The organism is Halomonas sp. SIMBA_159 (assembly GCF_046536035.1).
Classification (GTDB): domain Bacteria; phylum Pseudomonadota; class Gammaproteobacteria; order Pseudomonadales; family Halomonadaceae; genus Vreelandella; species Vreelandella venusta_A.
Window position 1 is genome coordinate 1 of the sequence record NZ_JAWJBT010000342.1, and the last position, 285, is coordinate 285.

A 285-nucleotide genomic window follows, 5' to 3' on the forward strand; every position below is an offset into this window, starting at 1 on the left:
GGTGATTGATCGTATAGACGGGGAATTCCCTTACGCCGATCAGCATTCTTATGTATTTACTTCTCATCCGAAAGAGGATGAAAGCAAAATTACGTTCACCTCGGAAGATGTGGCAAGCGTCGTGAAAACACTTAAGCAGCAACCGGGCGGCACGATTTGGCCAGTCGGGGGCAGCTTATTGATCGAGAGTTTATTAAAAGAAGACCTGGTCGATGAATTCATCATTTCCATCGCGCCAGTGACGCTTGGCGAGGGCATTCCTTTATTCCAGAAAGCACAGCGCCG

At 48.4% G+C, this 285-nt stretch carries 1 protein-coding gene; it reads left to right on the forward strand.

Features of this window, described 5'->3' with window-relative positions; translation table 11 throughout:
- A partial coding sequence (locus R0J87_RS19550; protein ID WP_498888328.1) for a dihydrofolate reductase family protein occupies window positions 1-285 on the forward strand: 285 nt, incomplete at both ends.